The sequence below is a fragment of the Microbacterium sp. SA39 genome (genome assembly GCF_000967865.1).
In the GTDB taxonomy this organism is placed as follows: Bacteria; Actinomycetota; Actinomycetes; order Actinomycetales; family Microbacteriaceae; genus Microbacterium.
This window is the reverse complement of sequence record NZ_JXRU01000032.1, coordinates 16,645-39,931: the sequence shown is the minus strand read 5'-3', so window position 1 is coordinate 39,931 and position 23,287 is coordinate 16,645. Positions and strand designations below refer to the sequence as shown.

General features: G+C 65.9%; 21 protein-coding genes. 10 read left to right on the top strand and 11 right to left on the bottom strand.

What is annotated here, in order from left to right:
* Positions 1-44 precede the first annotated feature (44 nt).
* A complete protein-coding gene (locus RS85_RS07895; RefSeq protein WP_046012895.1) occupies positions 45-1,406 on the bottom strand; it encodes an MFS transporter in 1,362 nt (453 codons plus the stop codon).
* 9 nt (positions 1,407-1,415) lie between these two features.
* Positions 1,416-2,531: a C45 family autoproteolytic acyltransferase/hydolase gene (locus tag RS85_RS07890; protein ID WP_046012894.1), complete on the bottom strand. Its 1,116-nt coding sequence runs from the start codon at positions 2,529-2,531 to the stop codon at positions 1,416-1,418.
* Positions 2,532-2,669: 138 nt separating this feature from the next.
* Between RS85_RS07890 and RS85_RS07885 the strand changes: the two genes are divergently transcribed.
* Positions 2,670-3,695: a LacI family DNA-binding transcriptional regulator gene (locus RS85_RS07885; protein WP_046012893.1), complete on the top strand. Its 1,026-nt coding sequence runs from the start codon at positions 2,670-2,672 to the stop codon at positions 3,693-3,695.
* Between the two features lie 4 nt (positions 3,696-3,699).
* Here RS85_RS07885 and tyrS read toward each other — a convergent pair whose 3' ends face one another.
* A complete protein-coding gene (tyrS, locus tag RS85_RS07880) occupies positions 3,700-4,905 on the bottom strand; it encodes a tyrosine--tRNA ligase (protein WP_046012892.1) in 1,206 nt (401 codons plus the stop codon).
* 220 nt (positions 4,906-5,125) lie between these two features.
* The gene (locus RS85_RS07875) at positions 5,126-5,836 is read right to left on the bottom strand and encodes an acyltransferase domain-containing protein (RefSeq protein WP_052703479.1); all 711 of its coding nucleotides are present in this window, start codon (positions 5,834-5,836) and stop codon (positions 5,126-5,128) included.
* 120 nt (positions 5,837-5,956) lie between these two features.
* On the opposite strand from RS85_RS07875, the gene RS85_RS07870 reads away from it, so the two are divergent.
* On the top strand, positions 5,957-7,153 hold the full coding sequence (locus RS85_RS07870; RefSeq protein WP_046012891.1) for a Gfo/Idh/MocA family protein: 1,197 nt from the start codon (positions 5,957-5,959) through the stop codon (positions 7,151-7,153).
* On the opposite strand, the gene RS85_RS07865 is transcribed toward RS85_RS07870, so the two are convergent.
* Both RS85_RS07865 and RS85_RS19685 read right to left on the bottom strand, forming a co-directional pair.
* Positions 7,150-8,358, bottom strand: a complete 1,209-nt coding sequence (locus RS85_RS07865; protein WP_052703478.1) for a DUF4832 domain-containing protein — start codon at positions 8,356-8,358, stop codon at positions 7,150-7,152. The genes RS85_RS07870 and RS85_RS07865 overlap by 4 nt on opposite strands.
* Before the next feature lie 5 nt (positions 8,359-8,363).
* The gene (locus RS85_RS19685) at positions 8,364-8,504 is read right to left on the bottom strand and encodes a hypothetical protein (RefSeq protein ID WP_160298615.1); all 141 of its coding nucleotides are present in this window, start codon (positions 8,502-8,504) and stop codon (positions 8,364-8,366) included.
* 224 nt (positions 8,505-8,728) lie between these two features.
* Between RS85_RS19685 and RS85_RS07860 the strand changes: the two genes are divergently transcribed.
* The 4 genes from RS85_RS07860 (at position 8,729) to RS85_RS07845 (ending at position 13,607) form a co-directional block, all read left to right on the top strand.
* Entirely contained in the window at positions 8,729-9,676 is a 948-nt protein-coding gene (locus RS85_RS07860) for a carbohydrate ABC transporter permease (RefSeq protein ID WP_200894806.1), read from the top strand.
* Positions 9,673-10,596, top strand: a complete 924-nt coding sequence (locus tag RS85_RS07855) for a carbohydrate ABC transporter permease (protein ID WP_200894805.1) — start codon at positions 9,673-9,675, stop codon at positions 10,594-10,596. Before RS85_RS07860 ends, RS85_RS07855 begins: the two co-directional genes overlap by 4 nt.
* Positions 10,597-10,658: 62 nt before the next feature.
* Positions 10,659-12,005, top strand: coding sequence for an ABC transporter substrate-binding protein (locus RS85_RS07850; protein ID WP_046012888.1), 1,347 nt, complete (start codon positions 10,659-10,661; stop codon positions 12,003-12,005).
* Positions 12,006-12,098: 93 nt separating this feature from the next.
* A complete protein-coding gene (locus RS85_RS07845; RefSeq protein ID WP_046012887.1) occupies positions 12,099-13,607 on the top strand; it encodes a glycoside hydrolase family 36 protein in 1,509 nt (502 codons plus the stop codon).
* Between the two features lie 5 nt (positions 13,608-13,612).
* Here RS85_RS07845 and RS85_RS07840 read toward each other — a convergent pair whose 3' ends face one another.
* The 5 genes from RS85_RS07840 to nrdH all read right to left on the bottom strand — a co-directional run bounded on the left by RS85_RS07840 (position 13,613) and on the right by nrdH (position 18,788).
* Complete coding sequence (locus RS85_RS07840; protein WP_046012886.1) at positions 13,613-14,770, bottom strand: ROK family transcriptional regulator; 1,158 nt, start codon at positions 14,768-14,770, stop codon at positions 13,613-13,615.
* A gap of 122 nt (positions 14,771-14,892) precedes the next feature.
* Positions 14,893-15,870: a class 1b ribonucleoside-diphosphate reductase subunit beta gene (gene nrdF, locus RS85_RS07835; protein WP_046012885.1), complete on the bottom strand. Its 978-nt coding sequence runs from the start codon at positions 15,868-15,870 to the stop codon at positions 14,893-14,895.
* 48 nt (positions 15,871-15,918) lie between these two features.
* Positions 15,919-18,063, bottom strand: coding sequence for a class 1b ribonucleoside-diphosphate reductase subunit alpha (nrdE, locus tag RS85_RS07830; RefSeq protein WP_046012884.1), 2,145 nt, complete (start codon positions 18,061-18,063; stop codon positions 15,919-15,921).
* The gene (gene nrdI / locus RS85_RS07825; RefSeq protein ID WP_046012883.1) at positions 18,060-18,512 is read right to left on the bottom strand and encodes a class Ib ribonucleoside-diphosphate reductase assembly flavoprotein NrdI; all 453 of its coding nucleotides are present in this window, start codon (positions 18,510-18,512) and stop codon (positions 18,060-18,062) included. Before nrdI ends, nrdE begins: the two co-directional genes overlap by 4 nt.
* 42 nt (positions 18,513-18,554) lie before the next feature.
* Entirely contained in the window at positions 18,555-18,788 is a 234-nt protein-coding gene (gene nrdH, locus RS85_RS07820; protein ID WP_046012882.1) for a glutaredoxin-like protein NrdH, read from the bottom strand.
* 369 nt (positions 18,789-19,157) lie between these two features.
* Between nrdH and RS85_RS07815 the strand changes: the two genes are divergently transcribed.
* The 4 genes from RS85_RS07815 to RS85_RS07800 are packed head-to-tail and all read left to right on the top strand — an operon-like array spanning position 19,158 to position 23,268.
* Positions 19,158-20,366, top strand: coding sequence for an MFS transporter (locus RS85_RS07815; protein WP_162836766.1), 1,209 nt, complete (start codon positions 19,158-19,160; stop codon positions 20,364-20,366).
* Entirely contained in the window at positions 20,363-21,277 is a 915-nt protein-coding gene (locus tag RS85_RS07810) for a sugar kinase (protein WP_046012880.1), read from the top strand. The genes RS85_RS07815 and RS85_RS07810 overlap by 4 nt, the downstream gene beginning before the upstream one ends.
* 42 nt (positions 21,278-21,319) lie before the next feature.
* The gene (locus RS85_RS07805) at positions 21,320-22,111 is read left to right on the top strand and encodes an alpha/beta fold hydrolase (RefSeq protein ID WP_046012879.1); all 792 of its coding nucleotides are present in this window, start codon (positions 21,320-21,322) and stop codon (positions 22,109-22,111) included.
* On the top strand, positions 22,108-23,268 hold the full coding sequence (locus tag RS85_RS07800; RefSeq protein WP_046012878.1) for an acyl-CoA dehydrogenase family protein: 1,161 nt from the start codon (positions 22,108-22,110) through the stop codon (positions 23,266-23,268). The genes RS85_RS07805 and RS85_RS07800 overlap by 4 nt, the downstream gene beginning before the upstream one ends.
* Positions 23,269-23,287: the final 19 nt, after the last annotated feature.

Genomic DNA, 23,287 nt, shown 5'->3' with positions numbered 1-23,287 from the left:
GGCTCTTTCGAGGTCAGGGGGTAGAGGGGTGGCATGAGACCTTGTCACTGTGCAAGCTTGGTGAGCTCCTTGCCCGTGGTGCGGATTCCCCCGATGAGGATGACAAGCCCGGCGATGAGCACCGTTGCGGCGAGGACCCAAAGGCTGGCAGTCCCTCCGACGGTGGCCAGGAGAGCGACGATGACGAACGGCATGATGAGGCTTCCGATGTTTCCACCGCCCTCGACGATGGAGAACGCGGTGGCGCGCAGTCCCGTGGGAAAGATCTCAGCCATGTAGACGTATGCCGCGGAGTTCGCCGCGATCATTGCTGAGCTCAGGAAAGTCCCGAGGATGACGGTCGGTTGCGAGCCACCGATCGCGATCAAGCTCAGACCCACGGCGAAGACGACGCAGACTGTGAAGATGAGCAGCTTGCGCTGCGCTCGATCGATGAAAATGAACGCCAGTATGGCACCGATCGGAGTGCCCAGGTAACCGAGCGCAGTCACCAGCATGCTCGATCCCACGTCGCCGCCGGCCTCGGCGATGATGGTCGGGCCATAGCTCAGGTAAGCGTTGGTCGCAAGCAACCACGTGGTCCAGAACAGAAGAGTCACCAGCAACCGGCTGAGATACGGCTTCTTGAGCAGCCGGCGGGTGTCGCCCTCGCCGTGGACGTGTTCGCTGGGAACGGGCTGCGGGGCAGGAAGCTCACGACCATATTTGGCGCGCGCAATGGCTTCCATCTTCGCGACTTCCCGGTCGGCGAGATCAAAGCGCCCGTGCACCGCCAGCCATCGCCCTGATTCGGGCAGAAAGCGACCGCGCATGAAGATGAGCATGAGCGCGACGACCCCGCCGAGTCCCAGGAGAATCCTCCAGCCCATCTCCGAGTCGATCAGCGCAAGCGAGACGAAAGGAGCGATCGTGAGTCCTGCCGCACCCCAGAAGTACATCAGTTGCAGATACTTTCCGCGCTTGTGCGGTGGGGATGTCTCGGTGACGATCGTCGTCGCCAGCGCTATCTCCGCCCCGGTTCCGGCACCTGTGATGAAGCGAAAGATCAGCAGAGACGTGAAGTCCCACGATAGGGCGGAAAGGATGCTGCCGAGAGCGAGAACGACGACCGTCACGAGCATGGCGGTTCTGCGTCCGCGCCGGTCACCGAAGTTGGAGATGAAGTAATCCCCGACCATGTAGCCGGCGAGGTAGGTGGCGATAAGGACAGCTGCTTGCTCGCCGGTGAGTTGAAAGACCTCGCTGATCTTCGGAAGGGTGAAACCGACAACGCTCAGGTCGTAGTAGACGAAGAAGTATGCGAGCCCGATGACGACGAAGGCGGGTTTCGACAGTCCCGAGTACGGAAGTCGGTCTATGCGTGCATTGATGGTCGCGACAGTGTCGGTAACGGATTTGATGGTCACGATTGCTCCTTACAGCGTTGGAAGGGAGTTATTGGCTTGGCTGAGGGCTCTCAGTCGAGTTCTGCGGGCCGTGCGCGCGTCGATCGGGCTGCCCTCGAACACGTCGATAGTGCGCTCCGCGGCATCAACCGTGATCGTGGCGAGTGTTCTCCAGCGGTCGCCGAAAACGGCATCCGGCGCGGGCACGCAGCAGAGTGCGGGCTGACCCGGGTCTGAGTAGAGCAAAGGGAGGAGCTCTTCGGTGGTTGCCGGCGCTGGGCACCGGCTGAGGCGCGAGTGAACGAGGGCAAGGCGATCTTGCGAGTCCGGCTCGTACAACCATCGCTTCTCTCCTGTCGCCAGGACGTCATCCAGGAAATGATTGCTGTGCGCGATCCAGCCGCCGACCGGCGCGAAGAGTGCGATGCCTGCGGGACTCACCTCGGCCGTCACCGCTGAGAGGGCATCAACGACCGTGATAGCGCTGGACGCGCTCACGGGTGCCCTCCGGAGGATATCGAGCGCGTGTTCGACCGACTCCGCAGTCGAGAGAACTGCGAAGGTCAGGAGGTGGATCGGTAGACCGCCGACCCCGTCGTCCTCGTGGCCGAGAATGTTCAGCAGCACCGCCACGCCGGCATCGTTGACGCCGATCTTGCTGAGGATGCCATGTTCCGTCAGCCCCGCGAACGTACGTGAGGTTCCGGAAATCTGCTGCGTGTGCCACAGTGCGGACATTTCTTCATGCCAGTCCCAGGTCTGGATGGCAAGGCGCCGCGTTGCTGTCCGGACGATCGTGGTGCACTCACCAGGTCGCGCTCCGGGTGCGCTGGAGAGGATTTCTGTGCGAGCGTTGACGGCAGCGATGTGCCATACATCTGTGCCCGCTCCGTTGGCGACGCCCTCCAGCTCTGCAACGAGATCCGAATTCCACAGATCAGTGGCATCCACCGACCTCATCGCCTTCTCCGCAACTGCTGCGTCCGTCATCCCGTATTCGGCGAAAAGCCGAAGGTAAAGATCAACTCCTTGTACGATCTCGGTGCGAAGAGCCGCGCCGCGAGCCTCACCTCGGGTTCGAGGTGCCCTGTCAGACAAGTGCAGGGTGGGTCGATTGGGTGAGGCTGAGGGAAGCAACGAATCCATGAGCCATCCTTTCGTTCACGTTCGACGCTGGCGTGGTACGGCGCGACTACGACGTCGCTAAAATGAGACCGTACGGAACCAAAACGGTTTGGGCAACAGGAACACCGACCAGATCATGGCAGCGCAGGGAGGAAAGGGATGGAAGCCCGTCGCCGAACGAACATCCGCGATGTAGCCCGGGCGGCCGGGGTGTCCGTGACCACGGTCTCCCACGCTCTCAACGGCAAGGGGATCGTCGCCGCGCAGACACGTCAACGTGTCAGTGACGTCGCTCGAAATCTGGGGTATCAGCCGAACGCCGTCGCGCGAAGCCTGAGGAGCAACAGTCTGGGCATGCTTTCTCTCGTCATGCGACCGCTTGATTCACTCGGCTCTTTTCTTCCCGATGGCGTCGACTACTTCCTTCGCTTCGCCGGCGCCGCTTCGCTTCAGGCCTTGGATCACGGATTCGGCCTCATGCTCACAAGAGACCCCACCCTTCCCGGCGCGCCGCGCGTCGCTCTCGCAGGGGACGCATTCATCATCACCGATCCGGTTGCCCACGACCCGGTTATCGAGTTGCTCCTCCGTGAGGGGATTCCCTTCGTAACCGTCGGTCGCGATCCATCGCGGCAAGACTATGAGTCTTGGATCGATATCGACGCACCGAGGCTGACGACCGAGGCTCTCACGCACCTGGTTGCGCAGGGTGCCACCCGCGTGGCGATAGCAACCGGTACTGATGACAACGCGTGGAACCGCGAAAGCACCTCGACCTACCTGTCCTGGTGCCGCACAAGGGGACAGCCGCCACAGGTGTTCTCGCGCCCTGAGGCAAGCGGCGAACAGGGCGGCTCAGAGCTTGCCTCCGAGATGCTGTCCGAACATGATCGGCCTGACGCGTTGTACTGTCTGACCGGTCGACACGCGTACGGCGCCATGCAACAGTTTCTCGCTCGGGGTGTCGGAGTTCCGGAGGACATACTTATCCTTGCGGGTTCCGATTGCGAGCAAACTCGTGCGGCGACGCCGGACATCAGCGCCATCGAACTCGAACCGGAAGTCCTTGCTTCCCGTGCCGTCGAAGCACTCGCAGTGCGTCTTGGAGTGGCGCCGCCGCCTCGCACGATGCATCGGCGGATCGGTCATCTGATTCCCCGAGGGTCGACTCGTAGAGCCCTGTAGGGGATCACCCGTCGTGCAGATGCACACGGAACCAGCGCCGACGTCCCGCTTGAAGCACGTCCTGGCCGCTGACGCACGCTGGTTCATCCCCGTCCGTCCGCTTGACCTCGTTGATGCGAACACCGCCTTCGGCGATGAGTCTTCGCGCTGCCGAACGCGAGAGATCGGGACGCGCAGCGGCCACGAGTTGCAGAACAGTCGCATGCGACGGCACATCGAGTCGCGGCATCCCTGCGGGAAATCCGCCTTCTGAGAACACGTCGAGGAACGCCCGCCTCGCCTGCCGGGCTTCCGACAGGCCGTGGTGTCGCGCGACGATCGCCTCGGCCAGATCCAGCTTGGCGTTGCGGGAGTCCATGCCACCGAGGCTGGCTCGTCGCTCGAGGTCACCGACCGCGGCGATCGGCAGCTCTGTGTACACCTTCGCCCATACTCCGATGAGATCGTCGTTCAGCGTCATCAATCGTCCGAACTTGTCGTCCGCACGCAGCGCGAGTCCGACATAATTGCCCAGGGACTTCGACTGCTTCGGTCCCCCGTCGAGCCCCGGAGTGATGGTGCTCGTGATGACGGTCTGCGGCCGCTGACCGTGCTTCGCCTGCAGTTCTCGCCCCATGTTCTCGTTGAACAGCTGATCAGAGCCGACGATCGTGAGGTCCGACTGCAGGGCGACGCTGTCAAAGCCTTGAAGCACCGGGTAGAGCACCTCATGCATCGCGATGTCGCGATGCTCCTGCACCCGCTTCTGGAACATGTCTCGCGCCATCAAACGGCTGTGGGTCACGAGGCTCAACTCTCCGAGGAGATCGGTGATCGGCATGGCGTCGAACCACTCCGAGTTGCGACGGATCTCCAGCACCTCCGGCTCATTCCTCAGCACCAGGCTCACCTGTTCGAGGAACGCTTGCGCGTTCCGCTCGATCTGCGCAGCCGACAGCACCGGGCGTGTACTGCTCCGTCCGCTCGGGTCGCCGACTCGGGTCGTCGTGTCGCCGAGGAGGAAGACGACGACATGGCCGAGGTCCTGCAGGTACCGCATCATCCAGAGGTTGACGGCGTGACCGAGGTGAAGATCAGGCGCGGTGCAGTCGACACCGAACTTGATCCGCAGAGGTTTCCCCGACGCGAGCCGGTCGTAGAGGTCGTCGCGGCCGAAGATCTGCTCGGTCGTGCGGCTGAGGTGGTCGATCACCTGGTCAGGCGTGGTCATGGAGTTCTCCCTCGATGGCGAGCGAGAACTCCCCGCAGACCCCGCTCGCGATGAACGCAAGAAAGGTGAGGACGGATCGTCCTCACCTTGGGCTCTGGGGTGTGCCGAGTATCTGGATCAGCGATGCGCGCGCCGACGGCTCACTCCAGAGCCGTCGAGATACACCACACCGATCACCATGCGGACAACCATAGAGCACCGAGCCCGGACCCGCGAGAGTTCACCGTTTCTGTCGTTCGAGAACGCCAAATTCAAGAACGCCGAGCGGCTGCGTCCAGGGCGTGCCCGAGCGCAACCGCTCCATCACGTAGCGCTCCAGACTCGTGCGGGCTGCGACCGACCCGGAGATCACCTCGGCGGGCTTCCGTCGGAAGACGAACTTCGCCACGGCCTCGTCGCCACCCTCCTCCGCGTCCTCGTCCACGATGTCGAAGCGGCGCGCGAAGGAGGCGAGGTTGGAATCCGGCAGCGCAGCGGCGAGTTCGCGATCGAGCAGCCAGCTCTCGCAGGAGAAACGCGCGGAGCCGACGAGCTCGCGCGCCCGCAGCAGCGCGTCGTCGACAGCCGCGGGGGTCAGCGGTCCCGTCTCCGGGATATGCAGCCCGTGGCCGTGCGCCCCGCTCTGACGTTCGACCTGCAGTCGACCGACCTGCACCACATCGCCGCGCAGGATTCCGAGCAGCCAGGCCGTCACGGTGCCGGCGCCGTAGTGCTCGTGCTTCCGCTCGATATCGGCGAGCGTCGCCTCCGACATCGCTTCGCTGAGACCGAGCCGTCGATGCCGAGCGCGCGCATCCGGGATGAGAGCGATCAATGACTCGAAGATCGCCCCTCCCTCTCGGCCCTGGACGAGCCGAGCAACCGCGGTGTCATCGGGAGCGGAATCGTCATCGACGAGCTTCCGCAGCGCGTCGGTCAATTCGTCGTCCACTGCTTCCTCCAACGACCGCCGGCGCGATCTTTCTGTGATTGACCATGAATGTTTCGAGGTGCGTAACGCCACAAACGATCAGTTCTGGCAGGATGACGGTACACCAGATGCGGAGGACTCATGACGCTCTCGACCGAACGGTCTACGAACGAAAAACAAATCGCAGTCGTCGGAGTGGGGGCGAGAAGCGAGATCGCCCACCATGTTCCGATCGCCATGCCCGGTGCACGGGTCGTGGCCACGGTCGATCCCGCGACGGCCGGCCGACTTCGGTCGGAGGTGATGTTCCCCGGCATGCCGGCGTACGACGCCGTCACCACCCTGCTGGCGTCCGAGAGCATCGACGCCGCCATCGTGACCACACCCGATGACACCCATGCCGACATCGCCGTCGAGCTGCTTCGCGCCGGAGTGGCCGTCTACCTCGAGAAGCCTCTGGCGACGACCTTGGCGGACGCCGATCGGGTGCTGCAGGTGGCGGCCGAGACCGGAACCGCTCTCTACGTCGGCCACAACTTCCGGCACGCGGGAGTCGTGCGACGCATGAAGGAGATCATCGACCGCGGCGACATCGGCACGGTCAAGACCGTGTGGGTGCGCCACTTCGTCGGCAACGGCGGCGACTACTACTTCACCGACTGGCACGCCGACCGATCCCGCACGAACACCCTGCTCCTGCAGAAGGCCAGCCACGACCTCGACGTGATCCACTACCTCACCGGCGGATACACCCGCCGTGTCGTCGGCATGGGTGACCTCATGGTCTACGGCGGCGTGACCGACCGGCGGGAGCGGCCGGGCGAGACCATGCCCGACTGGTTCTCGTTCGACAACTGGCCCGCCACGGCATCCACCGGCCTCAATCCGGTCATCGATGTCGAAGACGTGTCGATGATGCTGATGACCCTCGACAACGGAGTGCTCGCCAGCTACGAGCAGTGCCACTTCACGCCGGACTACTGGCGGAACTACACCGTCATCGGCACCGAGGGACGACTCGAGAACATCGGCGACACCGCCGGCGGCACCGTCAAAGTGTGGAACCGGCGACGCGAGTGGGCGGTCGCCGGCGACACCGAGTATCCGATCGAGGGCGATCCGAGCGGACATGAGGATGCCGACCTCGCCACCATGCGCGAGTTCCTCGGCCACGTCTTCCACGGCGCACCCACCGTGGTGTCGCCTCTGGCCGCTCGTGCGGCGGTCGCTGCGGGGGCACTTGCCGCCGAGTCGATCCGGGAAGGCTCGCGGCCGATCGACGTCCCGAGCCTTCCGCCCGAGGTGCTCGATAGCTTCCTCGCGCGCAGCCGCAGCTAGGGTTCGTGTTCCGGTCGCAGTTTCGTTCGCCTTATCGCGAAACAGGCGGCGGCATCCTGGTCCTGCGTCACGTTGGCGAAGCGCAGCGGAGCTCCGCCGGGCATGACGTCAGGAACGTGGAACGCCACGGTGCCGTTGGTCGCCGCATCGACCGGAATCGCCGCCTGGACGGTCGCGGTCGCGCCCGGGAGGATGCCGGTGGGAGCGGCGTCGACCGACACCCGGGCCGTCACGGCGCCATCGGCCCCGAGGACCACGAACTCTCCCGGCCAGTCGTACGCGAAGGGCGCCACGCCGCGATTGGTGATCGTGAGCGAGACGGATGCCGCGCTGCCGTCGTTGCTGACCGTTGCGGCCGTGGCGGCGAGGTCGTAGCCGAGCGACGCGGCGCCGGCGACCGCGCGCTCGCGGTCCGCGCCGGTGTAGCCGGTCGCCCAGGCCTGATGGTTGATGATCCAGGACGCATGCGATGCGGCGACCGCTCCCGAGAAGTCGTAGTCACGCCCACCGGCGATCTCCGCGTCGGCGTTCGGGCAGTCGAGCGGCTCCGAGAAGATGCAGGTCGGCAGCGGCGGGTAGAGCTCGCCGCCGATCGGTGCCTGCTGCCACGCATCGGTCATGCCCGCCTGCGCCACCAGCGAGAGGAAGTGCCAGTCGGTCGTCGGCAGGGTGGAGTATGCGAAGGAGTCGTCGTGCAGTCCGAAGCCGTGCTGAGCGACGGAGGCTGAGGGATACCGGGCCTGCAGCCAGGTGGAGTCGAGTGCGTCGTCCCACGCGGTCCAGATGGTGTCCATGGTCGCGGCCGACGGCATCCAGTCGATGCCATCAGGATTCGTCGGCTCGACCGCTCCGTTCATCGGGTAGGTGTGATTTTCTCCCCAGAAACCGACCAGGCCGGCGGTGAGATAGGCGATGCGGCGGTCGCCGTCGTAGCGCTCGCCGAGCGCGCCGATGAAGTCCACGATCATCTCGAGCACTCTCGGATCGTCGTAGTCCGGGGAGAAGCTGATGCCGTTGTTGTCCCAGAAGTCATAGCGGCGGTCCTCGCTGATCCCGCCGTCGCCGAGCAGGTAGTCGGGCACGCCGCTCGGTCGTGTCGGGTAGTCGAGGTAGAAGCGGAGCACCGACTGATGCCCGCGTTCCGCGATGCTCGACAGATAGCTCTCCACGACCGACCAGTCGTACGTGTCCTCGGCCGTGACCACGGCGTCTACCCGTCGCCGGCGTCGACGTCGGCCTGTGCCACTCGTCCCTGGTCGGTTCCTGCCAGAATCAGAGTGACGAGAGCGGACGCCATCACGATGGCTCCCAGGCGTCGCGTCCCCCCACGTGCTTCACGAGCAGCTGACATGAGCTACTTCCTTCCGTGTCGTGGCGCCAGGAAGTGCCTACGCAGCTGCGATGCTGCGCCACCGCCACCGGCGCCGGTGTGGTTGCGGACAGTCGTCCGTCGCCCACGACGATGACACGCCCCCCGAGGTTATGCAAGCTATTTGACAAAACCTCGTAATCCTGTTTATATAACCTTGGCCCTCTCAGCGGCGGGCCGGCCTATGTCCTGCATGGAGGATCTCGATGACGAGTACGACCGACCTCGAACCGCGTACCCGGCGCGTGCCTGCGGAACCTCCGGAGGAAGCACCGCGGCGCTCGAGGATGCGGGGGTCGGAGAAGTGGGCGGCGCTCATCCTGCTGCTCCCGGCGCTGGTCGGATTCGCCGTCTTCTACGTCTTCCCGACCATCCGCGGCGCGTACTACTCGACCACCGACTTCAACCTGCTCACCGAGCCGAACTTCGTCGGCGCCGCCAACTTCGCGGAGCTGGTCGCCGACCCCCAGGTATGGGACTCGCTTCGCATCACGGCCGTGTTCGCCATCCTGAACATCGTCATCGTGATGTTCCTCGCGCTGATCCTCGCCGCCTTCATGCAACGGCTGCGGCTGCGCACCTGGGTCCGCTCCCTGCTCCTTCTCCCCTGGCTCGTGCCGAACGTCGCCATCGCACTGATCTGGGCGTGGCTGTTCGACGCCAACGTCGGATTCCTGACCAATCTGCTCGGCTCGATCGGCATCGAGGGATTCACGTTCTACAACGCCGACGCGGCCCTGTGGATCATCATCCTGATCTCCGTCTGGTCGGGTCTGGGCTACACGGCGCTGCTGCTCTATGCGGGAATGCTGCAGGTGCCGACCGAGCTCTATGAGGCGGGTGCCCTCGACGGGGCGAGCGAGGTGCGGATGTTCTTCCGCATCACGCTGCCGCTCATCCGGCCCGTGCTCGCGCTGGTGCTCGTGGTGTCCCTGATCGGGTCGTTCCAGGTTTTCGACCTCGTCCAGGTCGGCTACGGCAACAACCCGATCCCGGAGGTACGGGTCATCTACTACTACATCTACCAGCAGGCGTTCTCGTTCTATCAGATGGGCTACGCCTCGGCGATCGCCATCCTGCTCGTCGTCATCCTCGGCGCGCTGACCTTCGTGCAGATGAGACTCATGCGCGCGAACCGATCGGACCTCGCATGAGCGCCGGAACGATGCAGACGAAAGGCCCGCAGATGCGCAAGAGCGTGCGCGTGCGCCCGGGGCGAGCGGTGGCTTGGCTGCTCGTGGCGGCCACCATCATCGCGACCGTCTTCCCGTTCTACTGGATGATCCGGACCGCACTGACGCCCGCCGGCGGCCTGGTCGCTGACGCGTCGCTCCTCTGGCCCACCGACCCGACGCTGATCAACTTCCAGCGGGTGCTGGGCCTCACCAGCATCGAGGAAGCGGTCGCCGCCGGAGGGTCGGGCGCCAGCATCGACTTCGTCCGCTACACGATCAACTCCGTGATCTACGCGGGATCCGTCGCGATCATCCAGACGCTATCGTGCGCGGCGGCAGCCTACGCCTTCGCCCGCTTGAAGTTCCCCGGCCGCGACGTGCTCTTCGGCGTCATCCTGGCCGGGCTGATGATCCCCGGCATCTTCACCCTCCTGCCGAACTTCGCGCTGCTGCGTGAACTCGACCTGCTCAACACCATGTTCGGACTCGTCGCGCCGGCCCTGCTGATGAGCCCGTTCACCATCTTCTTCCTCCGGCAGTTCTTCCTCTCGCTCCCCCAGGATGTCGAGGAGGCCGCGATGATCGACGGCGTCGGAAGCCTCGGCCGCTTCTGGCGCATCGCGCTGCCGATGAGCCGTGGCCCCATCGCGACCATGATGCTCATCACCCTGGTGGGCATGTGGAAGGACTACCTCTGGCCGCTCGTCGCCGGCAACTCGGAGTTCACCCGGTTGCTCACGGTCGCACTCAGCGTCTTCCAGCAGCAGTCGCCGAACACCTCACCCGATTGGACGGGGCTGATGGCGGGCGCGACCCTCTCGGTGCTTCCTGTGCTGCTCATCCTCATCTTCCTCGGCAAGCAGCTCGTCCAGTCGCTCAACTTCTCCGGCGGCAAGTAGCCGTATCCGTGCCCCACCTGATACCCGTCAACAACACCGTGGTTGTACTCGAAAGGAATCACATGAACAAGGCAAAGTCTCTCGCAGCGATCGGAGTCGTGTCGCTGCTGGCGCTCACCGCCTGCTCGGCCGGGAACAGCGATGAGGGCAGCGGCGGCGAAGCCGTCACCCTCGACTACTGGCTCTGGGACGACACGCAACTCCCTCTCTACCAGGCGTGCGCCGACGAGTTCCAGGCGGCGAATCCTGACATCACCGTCAAGATCACTCAGACCGGCTGGGCGCAGTACTGGCAGAACCTGAGCACGCAGATCACGGCGGGCACCGCACCCGACGTCTTCACCAACCAGATCTCGTACTACCTGCAGTTCGTGAAGAACAACCAGCTGCTCGATCTCACCGAGTACGTCGAGAAGTCGGACATCGACTTCACCCAGTACAAGGAAGGTCTCGCCGACCGCTGGGTCACCGACGAGAAGCGCTTCGGCCTGCCGAAGGACTGGGACACCGTCGCCTTGCTGTACAACGTCGAGGCGGCGACCGAGGCGGGGTACACCGCCGAGGACCTCAGCACGCTCACCTGGAATCCGAAAGACGGCGGCACGTTCACCGAGTTCGTCAAGGCGACGACCGTCGACTCCGCCGGTCGGAACGGACTCGACCCGGCCTTCGACAAGAACGACGTGGTCCGGTACGGCTACTACCCGGAGTGGGCGGACGGCGCCGTCGGCCAGAACGGCTGGGGCAACTTCGCGCACTCGAACGGCTTCACCTTCAGCGACGAGGAGGGCGCAGGGGCGACCACGTTCAACTACGACTCCGGGGAGCTCGTCGAGACCGCGGCCTGGTTGCAGTCGCTGGTCGAAGACGGCTACGCACCCAAGTTCGAGGCGCAGTCCACCCTCGGCACGCAGGCCGTGATGGAGAACCAGAACGTCACCTCGACCATCACCGGATCCTGGATGGCGTCGACCTACCTCGCCGAAGACGCACCCGTGGAGTTCGCGTTCGCCATGGTGCCCGAGGGGCCTGAGGGCCGGACGGCGGCCACGAACGGCCTGGCCGACTCGGTCTGGGCCGGCACGAAGCACCCCGACGAGGCTGCGGCCTGGGTGGAGTACCTCGCATCCGCAAAATGCCAGGACAACGTCGGCTCCGCTGGTCTGATCTTCCCGGCGCTGAACTCGGGAACGGATGCTGCGCTCGAGGCACGCGACGCCGCCGGCTTCGACTCCTCGGCCTTCGTCAGCGTTGCTGACGCCGGCGAGACCTTCCTCATTCCGGCATTCGAGCGTTCGGCGGAGGTCAACACGACCATCCAGGACGCCATGCAGGCGATCGCTCAGGGCGCCGACCCCGAATCGACGCTGAGCGAGGCGAACGAGGCCGTCGAGGCCCTCTTCAAGTAACAGCCGCTGTTCTCCGTCGGCGCGTCGGCACTCGCCGGCGCGCCGACGGAGTGCGCGCGTCAATCGAATCATCAGCAGTCACCGAGGAGAACCATGTCACTCGACACCCATGCCGCCGTACCGATGCAGCTCACCGGATCCGTCACGGATCGGCCGACCTGGGCGCGCCCGACGGATGTGGTGGAAGAGACCTTCCTGAACGCGCCGCGCATCTCCCTGCTGCACGGATTCACGGCCGGGGACGTCTACCGCAACGGGCAGAACTCGTGGTCGCCGACCGGCTGGCGACGACTCGACGAACCTCCTCTCCGTGTCGAGAATCCGGTGCGGCGCCAGACCGCCGACGACACCGGCTGGGACGACCCTCAGCGGCACCACTCCTCCTGGATGATGGTCGTCACGGACAGCTCGCGGTCGCTCCTGCTCGGATGCCTCGAGGGAGACACTCCTCGCCTGCACGCCGATCGCGACCTGCTCGCGGCGTGGACCGAGACGAACCGCTCCGCCAGCTGGGTGCTGATCACCGGCCACCACGAGCACGAGGTCATGGGCCGGTACCGCGATCTGCTCGCCGATCGCTACGGCGTGCTTGCCCAGAACCCGGGCAAGGTGTGGTCCTCGTGGTACTCGTTCTACGAGGGGATCTCACGCGCTGACCTCGACCGGATCGTGCCCGAACTGCCGGCTTTCGGGATCGACACCGTGCAGCTCGACGACGGGTGGGAGAAGCTCGTCGGAGATTGGCAGCCGAACGACAAGTTCGCGGCCGGCATGCGCGACACGGCTTCGTCGATCATCGATCGAGGGATGCGACCGGGCCTGTGGATCGCTCCGTTCATCGCGCTCCCCTCCGCAGAGATCGTCGAGCGCAACCCGCAGATGGTGCTGCGCGGCGCGGACGGCTCCCCCGTGATCGCGGGTTCCAACTGGGGCTCCGGCTACTACACGTTCGACTTCACGCGCTCCGACGCGCAGGACTTCCTCGTCGAGACGATCGGCCGCGCCGTCCAGGATTGGGGATTCACGTACCTCAAGCTCGACTTCATCAACGCCGGTGCGGTGGAGGGTGTGCGCAGCGCGGACCTCGACCGCGAGACGGCATACCGCAGCGCGATGGAGCTGATCCGAGAGGCCGCGGGCCCCCATACGTACATCCTCGGCTCGGGCGCGCCGATCTTCCCCTCCCTGGGCGTCGTGAACGCCGTCCGCACGGGGCCCGACGTGGCGCCGATGTGGGACAACTACGCCAGCGACGACCCTTCGGACGCCATGGCCCGCAACGCCGTGTTCAACGGCGTGAACCGCCTCTGGATGCGGGACCTGATCGGCCTCGATCCGGATGTCGTCTACTTCCGGAGACAGCGGAACCTGCTGAACGCGGAGCAGATGCAATGGCTGCAGGACTGTGCGACGCTCTCGGATTTCCGCGCGGTCTCCGATCCGCCGGAGTGGCTGGATGAAGAGGAGCGTCGATCGATGCGCCAATTCTTCTCCGCAGAACCGGAGACGGAGCAGATCGACAGGTACCGTTTCCGGATCGGATCGCGTCTGGTGGACTTCGAGCCCGCGATCAACGGCGTGCCGGGACAGTACGCGATGTAGCGGCGTCACTCCCCGGCGGCGGGCCGTTTCGCAGGCAGGAGCCTGTCGCCGTGGAGTCGCCGCTCCACCTCGGTCATCGCCATCCGCACGGCGCCGCGCGCCACGTGGTCGCCACCCAGGGTCGAGACCCTGACCTCCGGCATTCGCACGACGCTCTTGTTCAGCATCGCGCTGAACTCCGGGAGCCACAGATTCGCCCATTTCGCGCTGCCACCACCGATCACCACGATCTCGGGATCGAGCGTGAGGGCGACAGCGGCTGCACCCGTTGCGACGTCCCGGGCGTACTTCCGGACGACCTTCTTCGCTACCGGGTCTGCACGCTGGGCCTGTTCGAATGTCCACGCGGCACGCTCGCTCTCGCGCAGTGATTCCGGCATACCGGGCACGTGCAGCAACCGCTCGCTCGCGCGGCGCCAGTGCACCGCTGGCAGAGCACCGATCTCGCCGGCAGCTCCGCCGTGCCCGCGCACCAGCTGGCCGTTCACCATCGACGCGGCACCGGTTCGTTGACCAGCGAGCACGTAGGCGACATCCTTGGCGCCTCGCACCGCCCCCCATGCGTGTTCGGCGAGAAGGGCGAGCTTGACGTCGTTCTCCACCCGGACCGGGCAGGACAGCCGGGACGCGAGGTGGCCGATCAGGTCGACCTCGCCCCAGCCGGGCATCGGGCTGAACATCGACGTGCGACCATGCGCGTCGACGGCACCCGTGACCGCTGCGCCGACCGACCAGACATCCTCGGGAGCCACGGCGGCCTCCGCGAGGGCCAGGTCGAGGGCTTCGTCGACTCGCACGAGGCGTTCATCCGGGAGCGCATCGGGGTCGACGTCGAGCTTCGCACCCGCGATCACCTCGCCGGCGAGATCGGTCACCACCACGCTCACGCGGTGCACGCCGATGTCGAGCCCGACCAGGCGTCCGATCCCGGCATTGAATCGATAGCGCTGAGGAGGGCGGCCGCCGAGGCCGTCCGGCGTCGGCGTCACGGTCTCGACCCAGCCGAGGTCCGTCAGCTGCAGGATGAGGGAGTTCACGCTCGGCCTCGACAGCCCTGTCGCACCGACCAGCTGGGAGATCGTCGTCTCGGACCCGGCGCGGATCTCGCGAAGCGTGCGCGCGAGATTCAGCTCTCGAACCTTCGGCTTCTCGCGGGGCGTCACGGTGCCATTATCCCGCACTGGTCAGGAAGATCCGCAGAGGCACGCGAGAGGCCCGAACCCGCGAGATCTCGCGGATCCGGGCCTCTCACCAGCCGTTTCGTCGGGGCCTCAAAGAGAAGCTCTCAGAAGTCCCAGTCGTCGTCCTCGGTCGCCTCGGCCTTGCCGATGACGTACGACGAACCCGACCCGCTGAAGAAGTCGTGGTTCTCGTCGGCGTTGGGCGAGAGGGCCGACAGGATCGCCGGGTTCACGTTCGTCACGGACGACGGGAACATCGCCTCGTAGCCGAGATTCATCAGCGCCTTGTTGGCGTTGTAGTGCAGGAACTTCTTGACGTCTTCGGTCAGACCGACGCCGTCGTAGAGATCCTGCGTGTACTGCACCTCGTTGTCGTACAGCTCGTACAGCAGCGAGAACGTGTAGTCCTTCAGCTCGTCCTTGCGCGCCTGGTCGAGCGTCTCGAGCCCGCGCTGGAACTTGTAGCCGATGTAATACCCGTGCACGGCCTCGTCACGGATGATGAGACGGATGAGGTCGGCGGTGTTCGTGAGCTTCGCCCGGCTCGACCAGTGCATCGGCAGGTAGAAGCCCGAGTAGAACAGGAAGCTCTCGAGCAGCGTCGAGGCGATCTTGCGCTTGAGGGGGTCGTCGCCGCGGTAGTACTCCGTGACGATCTGCGCCTTCTTCTGCAGGTTCGGGTTCTCGACCGACCAGCGGAACGCCTCGTCGATCTCCTTGGTCGACGCGAGCGTCGAGAAGATCGAGGAGTAGCTCTTGGCGTGCACCGACTCCATGAACGCGATGTTCGTGTAGACGGCCTCCTCGTGCGGGGTGATCGCGTCGGGGATCAGCGAGACCGCGCCGACCGTCGCCTGCACGGTGTCGAGCAGGGTGAGGCCGGTGAACACCCGCATCGTGAGCAGCTGCTCATCGGCGGTGAGTGTGTTCCACGACTGGATGTCGTTGGACAGCGGGATCTTCTCGGGCAGCCAGAAGTTGTTGACGAGGCGGTTCCAGACCTCGACGTCCTTCTCGTCCTGGATGCGGTTCCAGTTGATCGCCTGCACGTGGTCGACCAGCTTGAGCGGTGAGGGAGTCATGATTTTCCTAGAGTCGGTCGTTGAGCGAGCGAAGCGAGACGAAGCGTCTCAGAGCATGCACGAGACGCACTCGGCCATGTCGGTGCCCTCGAGCGCCATCTGACGCAGGCGGATGTAGTAGATCGTCTTGATGCCCTTGCGCCATGCGTAGATCTGCGCCTTGTTGATGTCACGCGTGGTGGCGGTGTCCTTGAAGAACAGCGTCAGCGACAGACCCTGGTCGACGTGCTGCGTGGCCGCGGCGTACGTGTCGATGACCTTCTCGTAGCCGATCTCGTACGCGTCCTGGTAGTACTCCAGGTTGTCGTTCGTCATGAACGCGGCCGGGTAGTAGACGCGGCCGAGCTTGCCTTCCTTGCGGATCTCGATCTTCGAGGCGATCGGGTGGATCGACGACGTCGAGTTGTTGATGTACGAGATCGAGCCGGTCGGCGGCACCGCCTGCAGGTTCTGGTTGTAGATGCCGTGCTTCTGGATCGAGGCCTTGAGCTCGGCCCAGTCGTCCTGGGTCGGGATGTGCTTGCCGGCGAAGAGCTCCTTGACCTTCTCGGTCTCCGGAACCCAGGCGCGCTCGATGTACTTGTCGAAGAACGTGCCGCTGGCGTACGTCGAGTCCTCGAAGCCGTCGAAGGTCGTGCCGCGCTCGATTGCGATGTTGTTCGAGGCGCGCAGCGCGTGGAACAGCACCGTGTAGAAGTAGATGTTCGTGAAGTCGATGCCCTCTTCGGAGCCGTAGAACACGTGCTCGCGAGCGAGGTAGCCGTGCAGGTTCATCTGGCCGAGGCCGATGGCGTGCGAGCGGTCGTTGCCGTCCTCGATCGAGCGCACCGAGCCGATGTGGCTCTGGTCGCTGACCGCGGTGAGAGCGCGGATCGCGGTCTCGACCGTCTGGCCGAGGTTGTCGGCATCCATCGACAGCGCGATGTTCATCGACCCGAGGTTGCAGGAGATGTCCTTGCCGATGTTGTCGTACGACAGATCGTCGTTGTACGTGGTCGGCGTGTTCACCTGCAGGATCTCGCTGCAGAGGTTCGACATGTTGATCCGCCCCTTGATGGGGTTGGCCTTGTTCACCGTGTCTTCGAACATGACGTACGGGTAGCCGGACTCGAACTGGATCTCGGCGACGGTCTGGAAGAACTCGCGCGCGTTGATCTTCGTCTTCTTGATGCGCGGGTTGTCGACCATCTCGCGGTACTTCTCGGTGACCGAGATGTCGCCGAACGGAACGCCGTAGACCTTCTCGACGTCGTACGGCGAGAAGAGGTACATGTCCTCGTCGTTCTTCGCGAGCTCGAAGGTGATGTCGGGCACGACGACGCCGAGCGACAGCGTCTTGATGCGGATCTTCTCGTCGGCGTTCTCGCGCTTGGTGTCGAGGAACCGCATGATGTCGGGGTGGTGCGCGTTCAGGTACACGGCTCCCGCGCCCTGGCGGGCACCCAACTGGTTGGCATAGCTGAAGCTGTCTTCGAGAAGCTTCATCACGGGGATGATGCCCGAGGACTGGTTCTCGATCTGCTTGATCGGAGCTCCGGCCTCGCGGATGTTCGACAGCAGCAGTGCCACGCCGCCGCCGCGCTTGGAGAGCTGGAGCGCGGAGTTGATGCCGCGGGCGATCGACTCCATGTTGTCTTCGATGCGCAGCAGGAAGCAGCTGACGAGCTCGCCGCGCTGCGCCTTGCCTGCGTTGAGGAACGTCGGGGTGGCCGGCTGGAACCGGCCGGAGATGATCTCCTCGACCAGGGCGACCGCGAGCTTCTCGTCGCCGTCGGCCAGTCCGAGGGCGGTCATCACGACACGGTCTTCGAAGCGCTCGAGGTAGCGCTTGCCGTCGAACGTCTTCAGCGTGTAGCTGGTGTAGTACTTGAACGCACCGAGGAAGGTCTCGAAGCGGAACTTCTTCGAGTACGCCAGGTCGTTGAGCTTCTGGATGAAGTCGAACGGGTACTTCTCGATGACGGCGCCCTCGTAGTACTCCTTCTCGACGAGGTAGTCGAGACGCTCCTTGAGGGAGTGGAAGAACACCGTGTTCTGGTTCACGTGCTGCAGGAAGTACTCCCGCGCGGCACGCTTGTCGGCGTCGAACTGGATCTTGCCGTTCGCGTCGTAGAGATTGAGCATCGCGTTGAGCGCGTGATAGTCGAGCCCCTCGTAGGAGGGGTTCACCTTGAAGGCCACGGTCTCGGTCACTGTCTGCTCTGCAACTGTGCTGTCCACTGTCGTTCCAATCCGTCGCTCACGCGATCGACATCGTCTGGTGTGCCGAAGATCTCGAGCCGATACAAGTGAGGCACCTGACACTTGCGGCTGATGATGTCACCGGCGAGACAGAACGACTCGCCGAAATTCGTGTTTCCCGCGGAGATCACTCCGCGGAGGTGACGCCGGTTGCCCTCGTCGTTGAGGAACCGGATCACCTGCTTGGGCACTGCCCCGCGTTCGACGCCGCGCCCCTCGCCCCCGCCGTAGGTGGGGGTGACCAGCACGAAGGGCTCGTCGATGACGAGAGATTCTTCCTGCGGGTGGAGCGGGATGCGTCGGGCGGGGAGCCCGAGCTTCTCGATGAAGCGTGCCGTGTTGCCGGACACGCTGGAGAAGAAGACCAGGAGCGGCGCGGTGGTCGCGACGGCGGCGCTCATAGTTCCCCCTCGGGTGTGGTGGAGGTCAGGCCGAAACGGTATTCAAGCCAGACGTGTGGCGAGTTCGGCGATCTTGTCGGGACGGAAACCCGACCAGTGGTCCTCGTCGGTGACGACGACCGGCGCCTGCATGTAGCCGAGCGCCTTGACCTGCTCGAGCGCCGTCGGATCCTCCGAAAGGTCGTGGATCTCGTACTCGATGCCCTTGGCATCCAGAGCGCGGTACGTCGCGTTGCACTGAACGCAGGAAGGCTTCGTGTAGACCGTGATCGACATCTTCTGTTCCCCTCAAATCTCTCTTTTCCGGCAGGACCGCCGCCGGGAGTTCAATACTACATATGGGTGCCGACATTGGGGGCGACCACAAGGGGTAGTAGTTACATCCGTGTAGTTTTCCACCGCTCTCCCCATATACAACACAGGTTGTCCACCGTTTCTTCCACAGGCACGGCTGCCGGGGAGGCCACCTCGAAGCCCGAGAAATCGCGGCTGGGAGGGACCTGTGAGAGATCCATCCACAGGTCGCACGCTACGCGGGGCCTCCGACATCCGAACCCCTGTGGAAACAGCACTTCGGCGTGTCGTCGGCGTGTCGCGCGCGTCGTCGCTTCGACGACGATCGTCCGCGCCCGGTACCGTGGTCTGGTGGCGGGATATCGGGATCTTCTTCGCACGCCGGGTGTGGCGCGCATGATCGCGGCACAGCTGACCGCTCGCTTCCCCAACGGCATGTCGTCGCTCGCGATCCTGCTGCACGTCGAACAGCAGACCGGCTCGTACGGGTCCGCAGGCCTCGTGCTCGCGGCCACCAGCGTGGGCCAGGCGATCGCCGGCCCCGTCACCAGCCGCTGGATGGGCGCGTGGGGCATGCGCCGGGTGCTCACACTGACGCTCAGCGTGTGCGTGGTCGCCTTTCTCGGACTCGCCCTCCTTCCGCTCAGCGTGCCGGGCTACATGGTCCTCGGCATGATCGCCGGGCTCTCGACGCCGCCGATCCAGGCCGCGGTGCGCACGATCTACCCCAAGCTCGTCAACTCCTCGCAGCTGACGCCCCTGTTCTCCCTCGACGCGTCGCTGCAGGAGATCATCTGGGTCCTGGCGCCCGTGGTCATCACGCTCGTCTCCACCCAGATCGGCACGGTGGAGGGGCTGCTGCTCGTCGCCGTCGTCCTGGTCGGCGGAGGCGCGTGGTTCATCCTCTCCCCCGAGGTCGGACGCGTGCGCATCCCCCGCAGCCGCAACGCGCTGGGCACGGTGGTCCTCAAGCCGCCGGTGATGCTCGCGACCGTCATCGGATTCCTGCTCATCGGTGCCTGCGCGGCCGTCGAGGTCGGCGTCGTCGCCACCTTCGAGCACGGGAGCCTGACGGCGGGGCTCGTGCTCGCCGTGTTCTCGGCCGGCAGCCTCGTCGGGGGCCTCGCCTTCGGGCACATCCCGATCGGCCCGTGGGCCATGGCGCGACGGCTTCTCATCGTGACCGTCGGCCTCGCCCTGACCATGGTGATGCTCAACGTCTTCTGGCTCGGCGGCACCCTGGCCCTCGCCGGGATCGGCATCGCTCCCGCACTCGCCGTCCTGTTCGCCATCACCTCGGCGAGTGTGAAGTTCTCCGAGACGGCCGAGGCGTTCGGCTGGGCCGGCACCGGCCAGCTCATCGGCGCCGCCGCGGGCTCCGCCGTGGCAGGATTCCTGGTCGACAGCGGCGACTGGCGCGGCGCCTACTTCGCCGCGGCTCTGTTCGCCGCCGTCGGCCTCATCGTCGCGGTGGTCTTCGTCCGCGCATTCCCCGATCTGCGTCACCGTGACGCGAGTCCCCATCCCGATACAGAACCAGTGGCGGTCACCCCCTCATGAGCAGCTCCTCTCCCTCCCCTTCCTCCGCACCGGAGATCGTCTGCGTCGGCGAGACCATGGCCCTGATCACGCCGGTCGGCGGCGCACTCGTCGCGGCGGAGACCGCCACCGTCGGGCTCGCCGGCGCGGAGTCCAACGTGACCGCGGGCATCACCGCGGCCGGTCATCGCGCAGCCTGGGCCTCCCGGCTGGGAGATGACCCGCTCGGCGACCGCATCCTGTCGGAGCTGAGCAGGCGCGGAGTCGAGCTGTGGGTGGAGCGCGACGCCGACGCTCCGACGGGCGTCATGTTCAAGGACCCCGGCGCGGAGGGTTCCACGGTGTACTACTACCGTCGCGGCTCCGCAGCCGCCACGATGGCGCCGGGCTTCCTCTCCCCCGGAAGGCTCGCGGGCGTGCGGATCGTGCACACCACCGGCATCACCCCGGCCCTGTCGGACTCCTGCCTGCGGATGGTGGACCAACTGTTCGTCGACGCGCGCGCGGCCGGGGCCGCCGTGTCGTTCGACGTCAACGACCGGCGCCCGCTCTGGTCCCGCGAGCACGCCGCCGCAACCCTCGCCCGCCTCGCCGACGCCGCCGACATCACCTTCGTCGGACGCGACGAGGCCGAGCGCATCTGGGGCACGGCGACACCCGCCGACATCCGCGCGTTCCTGCCGAACTGCGCCCTGCTCGTGGTCAAGGACGGCGACGTCGGAGCGACCGCGTTCGCCCACGGCGCGGAGCCCGTCTTCGTGCCGGCGCCGGTGGTCGACGTCGTCGAGCCGGTCGGCGCGGGCGATGCCTTCGCCTCCGGCTTCCTCGCCGCGACTCTCGAGGAGAGACCTCTCGCGGAGCGCCTCGCAGCCGGGCACGCCGCCGCCGCCCGGGTGCTCGTGACCCACGCCGATATGCCCCCGATCGTCTGACTCCGACGCGACCCCACGCGAGCGCGGTCATAGGCTGGAGACATGCCTGCACCGCTCACCCTCCCCCGCATCGCCTGGGGCGACCCGTCGGCTTCGCATCGCGCACTCCTGGTGCACGGCCTCGGCTCCTCCGGCGCACTCATGTGGCGCCTCGGCGACGCGCTCGCTGAGGCCGGGTGGCACGCCACCGCTGTCGACCTCCGCGGTCACGGCGACGCGCCGCGCTCCCTCGATTACACCGTGGCGGCGTTCGGCGCCGACCTCGTATCGACCGCACCGGATGCCGGCGGCGCCTGGGATGCTGTCATCGGGCACTCCTTGGGCGGTGCGGCCAGCACCGTGGCCGCGGCATCCGATCCGGAGTGGACCCGCCGCCTCGTGCTGATCGACCCGGCCATCCACGTGGACGGACGCGACGCCTCGATCGTCCGCCGAAGCCAGGAGCGCGCCTTCGCCGACTCCCGCATCGAGGTCGTGCAGCAGGAGCATCCGCACTGGCATCCGCAGGATCACGAGCTGAAGATCGATGCCGTGCGGCGGGCGAGCGCGTGGGCCGTGGAGCAGACCAGCGCCCAGAACCAGCCGTGGGACGTCCGCGCGCACGCGGCGCGACTGACCGTCCCCACGCACGTGATCGCCGCCGACCCCGCGGTATACAGCATCTTCACCGGCGACCTCGCCGCCGAGGTGCTCGCCGCCAACCCGCGGATCACGATGTCGGTCGTCGAGGGGGCCGGCCACTCGCTGCACCGCGACAAGCCGGAGGAAGCCATCCGCCAGCTGCAGGAGGCACTCGCGTGCGGTGCGCTGAGCGACCGGAGGGAGCCGAAGTGAGCGACTTCGACCCGACCGCCTACCTTCCCGACGACCTGCTCGAGCGGATCCGGGAGCGTGCGCCGATCCACGACCGCGAAAACACGTTCCCGCAGCCGGATCTCGACGACCTGAAGGCAGCCGGATACCTCGCGATCCTCGTGCCGTCCCAGCGGGGCGGAGCAGGTCTCACTCTCGCCCAGGCCGCGATCCTGCAGCAGCGGCTCGCCGGCGCGGCTCCCGCCACGGCGCTCGCCATCAACATGCACCTGGTCTGGACCGGTGTCGCGAAGGTCTTCTCGGACCGCGGAGTGCCAGGTCTCGAGTTCGTGCAGGACGGTGCGGTCGCCGGCGAGGTCTTCGCCTTCGGCATCAGCGAGGCCGGCAACGATCTGGTGCTGTTCGGCAGCGACACGGCGGCCGTACCCGACGGCGACGGGGGCTACGCCTTCACCGGCACGAAGATCTTCACCTCGCTCGCACCGGTCTGGACCCGACTCGGCCTGCACGGCCTCGACACGACGAGCGCGGACGCCCCGAAGCTCGTGTTCGCGTTCGTGGAGCGGACGGATGCCGTCACGACAGGCGACGACTGGGACACGCTCGGCATGCGAGGGACGCAGAGCCGGACCACCCGCCTGGACGGCGCGGTCGCCGACGCGGCGCACGTGGTCCGGCGCATCGACCCCGGGCCCACTCCCGACCCGATCGTGTTCGGCATCTTCTCGGTCTTCGAGATCCTGCTGGCGTCCGTGTACACGGGCATCGCGCGTCGCGCACTCGAGCTCGCCGTGCTGTCGGCCGGGAAGCGCCGCTCCAAGAAGACGGGAGCCGCCTACAGCCAGGACCCCGACATCCGCTGGCGGATCGCCGACATGGCCCTCGCCTACGACGCCCTGCCGCCGCAGATCGCGGCACTCGCCCGCGACGTCGACGAGCGCGCCGACAACGGCGCGCGCTGGTTCTCCCTCCTCTCCGGGGTGAAGCACCGGGCGATCACGATGGCGAAGCGCGTGGTCGACGAGGCCATGCTCGTCGGGGGCGGCGGCTCCTACTTCTCCGCCAACGAGCTGTCCCGCCTGTACCGTGACGTGCTCGCCGGGGCCTTCCACCCCTCTGACCCGGAATCCGCACACGCCACGGCGGCGAGCTTCTGGCTGGGGCCTGTCGCGGATTGATCGCGCATCCTGCGCATAT